General features: G+C 62.4%; 6 protein-coding genes. 2 read left to right on the top strand and 4 right to left on the bottom strand.

The genetic code is table 11. The annotated features are described in order from the left end of the window. The 4 genes from ABWP92_RS16115 to ABWP92_RS16100 all read right to left on the bottom strand — a co-directional run. The coding region (locus ABWP92_RS16115; protein WP_353236421.1) for a M20 family metallopeptidase at positions 1-1,476 on the bottom strand (1,476 nt) is incomplete at its 3' end. Between the two features lie 123 nt (positions 1,477-1,599). Further along, positions 1,600-2,187 (bottom strand): methionine biosynthesis protein MetW, encoded by a 588-nt coding sequence (gene metW / locus ABWP92_RS16110; RefSeq protein WP_353236420.1) that lies wholly within the window; start codon positions 2,185-2,187, stop codon positions 1,600-1,602. Beyond that, positions 2,184-3,314, bottom strand: coding sequence for a homoserine O-succinyltransferase MetX (metX, locus tag ABWP92_RS16105; protein WP_353236419.1), 1,131 nt, complete (start codon positions 3,312-3,314; stop codon positions 2,184-2,186). The genes metW and metX overlap by 4 nt, the downstream gene beginning before the upstream one ends. 122 nt (positions 3,315-3,436) lie before the next feature. Next, a complete protein-coding gene (locus ABWP92_RS16100) occupies positions 3,437-4,018 on the bottom strand; it encodes a TMEM165/GDT1 family protein (protein WP_353236418.1) in 582 nt (193 codons plus the stop codon). 537 nt (positions 4,019-4,555) lie between these two features. On the opposite strand from ABWP92_RS16100, the gene ABWP92_RS16095 reads away from it, so the two are divergent. Further along, positions 4,556-4,891, top strand: a complete 336-nt coding sequence (locus ABWP92_RS16095) for an RNA recognition motif domain-containing protein (protein ID WP_353236417.1) — start codon at positions 4,556-4,558, stop codon at positions 4,889-4,891. Between the two features lie 269 nt (positions 4,892-5,160). After that, positions 5,161-5,474, top strand: a 314-nt coding sequence (gene rbp / locus ABWP92_RS16090; RefSeq protein WP_353236416.1) for an RNA-binding regulator, incomplete at its 3' end; no start/stop codon positions are given.

Genomic DNA, 5,474 nt, shown 5'->3' with positions numbered 1-5,474 from the left:
GACGGGCATGCTGGCGATCACCTGCGCCACCGCCGCCGTCAGCTTCTTGGCATAGGGCACGTGCAGGAACTCGTTGGGGCCATGCGCGTTGCTCTTGGGCCCCAGCACGCCGCAGACCATCATTTGCGCCGTGGGGAAGCCTTTGCTCAGCAGATTCATGAGCGGAATCGTGCCGCCTTGTCCGATGTAGCCACAGTCCGCGCCGAAGTGCGCGTTGCTGGCGGCGTTGAGCGCCTTCTCGAACCACGGATCGATACCGGGAGCATTCCAGCCGCTGGCCGCGCCGTCCGGCTGGAAGGTGACCTTGGCCTGGTAGGGCGCGTCGTCTTCGAGCACCCCCTTGAGTTCACCCAGGCAGGCGAGCGCATCGACCAGCGGCGGCAGGCGCAGGCTCAGCTTGAAGGCGCTGTAGGGGCGCAGCACGTTGCCGGCGTCCTTGAGCGCGGGAAAGCCGTCCGCGCCCGTCACGCTCAGCGTGGGCTCCCAGGTACGCTTGAGCAGCGCCTGCAGCGGGTCGGTGGTCGTGGGCAGCGCGAAGCCCGTCGCGCCGCCGCAGTCGTAGTGCGCCCACGGGAAGCGCTTGTACAGCTCGTCGCCCAGGATGTCCGCGGTTGCGCGCGCCTGCTCCAGGCGGTCGGCGGGTACTTCGCAATGAAAGCTCCTCGGCAGCAGGCGGCCGGTCTTGCTGTCTTCCAGGCGGTCGAGCACCATGCGCATGATGCGAAAGGACGAAGGCACCAACCCCGACGAGTCGCCGGAGTGCACGCCTTCGGTCAGGATTTCCACCTTGAGCGTGCCGCTGGCCATGCCGCGCAGGCTGGTGGTGAGCCAGAGCTGGTCATAGTTGCCGGCGCCCGAGTCCAGGCAGATCACCAGCCCCACGTCGCCCAGGCGGGGCCTGAGCAGATCCACATACGGCAGCAGATCGGCGGAGCCGCTTTCCTCGCAGGTTTCCACCAGGCCGACGATGCGCGGATGCATCACGTTCTGGCGCTTGAGCTCTTGCACCGCGGCGATGCTCGCGTAGATCGCATAGCCGTCGTCCGCGCCGCCGCGCCCGTAGAGTTTGCCGTCTTCATACTTGGGCGTCCAGGGGCCGAGGTCGCTGCGCCAGCCGTCGAACTCGGGCTGCTTGTCCAGATGCCCGTACATCAGCACGGTCTGCGCGGATGCGGCGTTCGCGCCAGGCTGCGTGCCTTCCACCTCGAAGAAGATGACCGGCGTGCGGCCCGGCAGGCGCACCACCTCGAGCCTGAGGCCGGCAACCTTCTGCGCCTCGACCCATGCGGCGGCATTGCGCACCACGGTGTCGATGAAGCCGAGCTGCTCCCAATCAGGCGCGAAGCCGGGCGACTTGGCGGGAATGGCAATGTAGTCGGTGAGCTGGCGGACGATGTCGTCATCCCACTTTCTGCCGATGTGCGCGAGCGCGTCGGCGGATTGCAGAAGATGACTGGCGGGGGTGCGGGCGTTCATGGTGCGGCTCCTGAAGTCGGTCGGCCTGCCCGGCGGCAGGCCCGTTGCGCCATTGTCCCGCACACAGCCCATGCATGCCAGCATTGCTGGCTTTGGGCTGCGGTTCCGGCCTTTTCGCGGCGCCTACTGCCGCTCCAGGCAGAACACCGCCGTGCTCGCAAAGAAATTGGGCAGCGTGCGCACGACGTTGCCATCCTCGTCCAGGCCGAACGCGTCGGCCACGTTCAAGCGGTTCTTGCGCGCAAGCACTTCGAAGTCCTTGAACGTGCCCACGCGGATGTTGGGCGTGTCGTACCACTGGTACGGCAGGCGGCTCGTCACCGGCATGCGCCCGCGCATCACCGAGAGGCGGTTGGGCCAGTGCGCGAAATTCGGAAAGGCGATCACGCCGCTCCTGCCCACGCGTGCGGTCTCGCGCAGCATGACTTCCGCGTTGCGCAGGTGCTGCAGGGTATTGATCTGCAGAACCACGTCGAAGGTGTCGTCCTCGAAGATGGCCAGGCCTTCGTCCAGGTTGAGCTGGACCACGTTCACTGCGCGCTTGACGCAGGCCAGCACATTGGCGTCGTCGATCTCCACGCCATAGCCCGTGCAGCCGTGTTCGCGCTGCAGGTAGGACAGCAGCGCCCCGTCGCCGCAGCCCAGGTCGAGCACGCGCGAGCCGCTGGGGACGATCCTGGCGATGGCTTGCATGGTGGCTTTGTCGGTCATGCTGCGAACTCCTTGGCTGCGTTCTCGAAATACGAGGCCATCACGGCCATGTAGCGATGGTCATCGAGCAGGAATGCGTCGTGCCCGTGCGGAGCGTCGATTTCCGCGTAGCTCACGTCGCGCCTGTTGTCGAGCAGGCTTTTGACGATCTCGCGGCTGCGCTTGGGGGAAAAGCGCCAGTCGGTGGAGAAACTCACCAGCAGGAACTTCGCCCGCGCGCCGGCCAGCGCCTGTGTGAGATCGCCGTGATGCTTCCTGGCCGGGTCGAAATAGTCGAGCGCGCGCGTGATCAGCAGATAGGTGTTGGCGTCGAAATATTCGCTGAACTTCTCGCCCTGATGGCGCAGGTAGCTTTCGATCTGGAACTCGATGTCCTGCGTGCTGTACTTGAGATCGAGCCCGCCACGCAGTTCGCGGCCGAATTTCTCGTTCATCACATCGTCGCTCAGGTAGGTGATGTGCCCGATCATGCGCGCGATGCGCAGGCCGCGCTTGGGAACCACGCCGTGGGCATAGAAATCGCCGCCATGGAAATCCGGGTCGGTGACGATGGCGCGGCGCGCGACTTCATTGAAGGCGATGTTCTCCGCGGTGAGGTTGGGCGCGCTCGCCACCACGACGGCATGGCGCATGCGGTCCGGGTGCTGCAGCGTCCACGACAATGCCTGCATGCCGCCAAGGCTGCCGCCCAGCACCACGGAGAGCTGCGCGATGCCCAGGCGGTCCAGCAGCCGCGCCTGCGCGTCGACCCAGTCCTCCACGGTGACCACCGGAAAGCGCGATCCGTAGATCTCGCCGGTATCGGGGTTGATGTGCATGGGCCCGGTCGAGCCGAAGCACGATCCCAGGTTGTTCACCCCGATCACGAAGAACTTGTTGGTATCGACCGGTTTGCCGGGGCCGATCATGTTGTCCCACCAGCCCTCGCTTTTGGGCTGGTCGGCATAGACGCCGGCAACGTGGTGCGACGCATTGAGCGCATGGCATACGAGCACGGCATTGGACTTGTCCGCGTTCAGCGTGCCGTACGTTTCGTAGGCCAGCGTGTAGTCCCGGATACAGGAGCCGCTCTGCAAGGCCAGCGGCTCCTCGAAATGCATGAATTGTGGTGTGGCGATGAAGGACATGAAAAAACCCGGCATCGCTAAAAACGAGGCCGGGTCGATCTGCGAATCATCCGTCGGACGGGTCTTTAGCTGGATTTATAAAGCGCCCGCAAGCTGTAGCAAATCGGCGCATGAAGGCTCCATTATGCCAAAAGCGGCCTGACCGGAGCGTAAAGCGCAACGAGGCCGAGCACCAGGAAGATCACGGCGGAGACCACATGCACTGCGCGCAGGGGAACCTTCTTGACGATCCTGTCGCCCAGCCACACGACCGGAGCATTGGCCAGCATCATGCCCAGGGTCGTTCCCGCCACCACCCATGCGTAAGCGGTGCTGTACTTGGCGGCCAGCATCACGGTGGCGATCTGGGTCTTGTCACCCATTTCAGCCAGGAAAAATGCGATCACCGTGGTGCCGAAGACCCCCCACTTGGAATGGCCGCCGACGTCATCCTCATCGATCTTGTCGGGAATCAGTATCCAGATCGCCATCACAATGAAGGAAATGCCCAGGATCCAGTGCAGGGCGCTCTCGCCCAGATAGCGGGTGATCCATGCGCCCACGGCCCCGGCCAGCGCATGATTGACGATGGTGGCTGCCAGAATGCCCAGCACGATGGGCACCGGCTTGCGAAACCGCGCCGCGAGCACGAGCGACAGGAGCTGGGTTTTATCCCCCATCTCGGCCAGGGCGACGACGGAGGTGGAAATCAGAAAAGCTTCCATGACGTGGGTGTATCGGCCGGAGACACGAGTGCAAAACACATTGACCACGCACCGGCTCCGGCCCTCTATAGTTGGATCGGTACGCAGTCAATGGTCTCGTCCAGCCCCACGTGAACCCTGATTGGCTCACATCTGCCTCATGCACCATGGACCGTGAGGGCCCAAGTTTGTTGATGCATGCCTTTTTGCGCAGGCGCAAAAACGGACTACTCCCCAAAGACAGCCGCGATTGTACAGTCAACCCTGCCGGCTTGCCCTCGGTCATGGACACTTCGATTGCCTTTCGCGCAAAGAAACCGCCATCGACGTCAAAATCTCCCGACACTGGGGTAAATCCCCACATAAAGTGTTGCAGTCACGCCAACTCTCTCTTTTTTCTTGGGAGGGATGCTTGATAATTGTTTCAGCAATCTGTGTTACAGCCTTGCTGTTTGCGGTGATAGTCGATTTCGCATCATTGAAGTCGTTATGGGTTTGTTGGCTGCGTCGGGCTCCATCGCTTTTTCAGAAATTTCTTAGAGCCTCGTTTTCTTTTTTATGAGCAACAAACTGTACGTCGGCAACCTGCCCTACTCCTTCCGTGACGGCGATCTGGAACAAACTTTCGGCCAGTTCGGCAATGTGCTGAGCGCCAAGGTCATGATGGAGCGCGACACTGGCCGCTCCAAGGGCTTCGGCTTCGTGGAAATGGGCACCGAGTCGGAAGCCCAGGCCGCCATCGAAGGCGCGCACGGCCAGAACTTCGGCGGCCGCGATCTGGTGGTCAACATCGCCCGCCCCATGGAGCCCCGCCCACCCCGCAGCGGCGGTTTCGGCGGTGACCGTGGCGGCTTCCGCGGCAATGGCGGCGGCTACAACCGTTCCAGCTATTGATTGTCTGGCCTGAGACGGACTGATTACATTCAGCGCCGGCACAAAGCATCGAATTCAACATGAGGCCAGGAAATCTCTTTTTTTAGGAATTTCACCTCACATGATCTTGCGTTTTTTTCGAAGTTGTGGCGCATAATGTTTTTGCTGGGGTATTTTTCACGCCAAAGTTGCGGTGGTCCGTCAAATCTGTGCAGGATGCACATGTGCGATTAGCCGACTGCGGTTTCGAGTCTCCATCACTTTTTTCTTAGTTCTTGAGGAGTCCCTTGATGGGCAACAAACTGTATGTCGGCAATCTGCCGTACTCGGTGCGCGATAGCGACCTTGAACAGGCCTTTGGCCAGTTCGGCGCCGTGACCAGCGCCAAGGTCATGATGGAACGCGATACCGGTCGTTCCAAAGGCTTTGGTTTCGTCGAAATGGCCAGCGATGCGGAAGCGCAGGCAGCCATCAATGGCATGAACGGCCAGCCCATGGGCGGCCGCAGCATCGTCGTGAACGAAGCTCGCCCGATGGAGCCGCGTCCTCCCCGTAGCGGTGGCGGCGGTTTCGGTGGTGGTGGCGGCTATGGCGGCGGTGGCGG

It is taken from the genome of Diaphorobacter ruginosibacter (genome assembly GCF_040396215.1).
In the GTDB taxonomy this organism is placed as follows: Bacteria; Pseudomonadota; Gammaproteobacteria; order Burkholderiales; family Burkholderiaceae_C; genus Diaphorobacter_A; species Diaphorobacter_A ruginosibacter_A.
The sequence above is the reverse complement of the archived record's forward strand: the minus strand, read 5'-3'. Positions and strand labels throughout refer to the sequence as shown.

Bases quoted from the DNA above. Each gene is read 5' to 3' on its own strand.
- metW (WP_353236420.1), bottom strand. From the start codon at position 2,187: ATGACCGACAAAGCCACCATGCAAGCCATCGCCAGGATCGTCCCCAGC.
- metX (WP_353236419.1), bottom strand. From the start codon at position 3,314: ATGTCCTTCATCGCCACACCACAATTCATGCATTTCGAGGAGCCGCTG.
- ABWP92_RS16100 (WP_353236418.1), bottom strand. From the start codon at position 4,018: ATGGAAGCTTTTCTGATTTCCACCTCCGTCGTCGCCCTGGCCGAGATG.
- ABWP92_RS16095 (WP_353236417.1), top strand. From the start codon at position 4,556: ATGAGCAACAAACTGTACGTCGGCAACCTGCCCTACTCCTTCCGTGAC.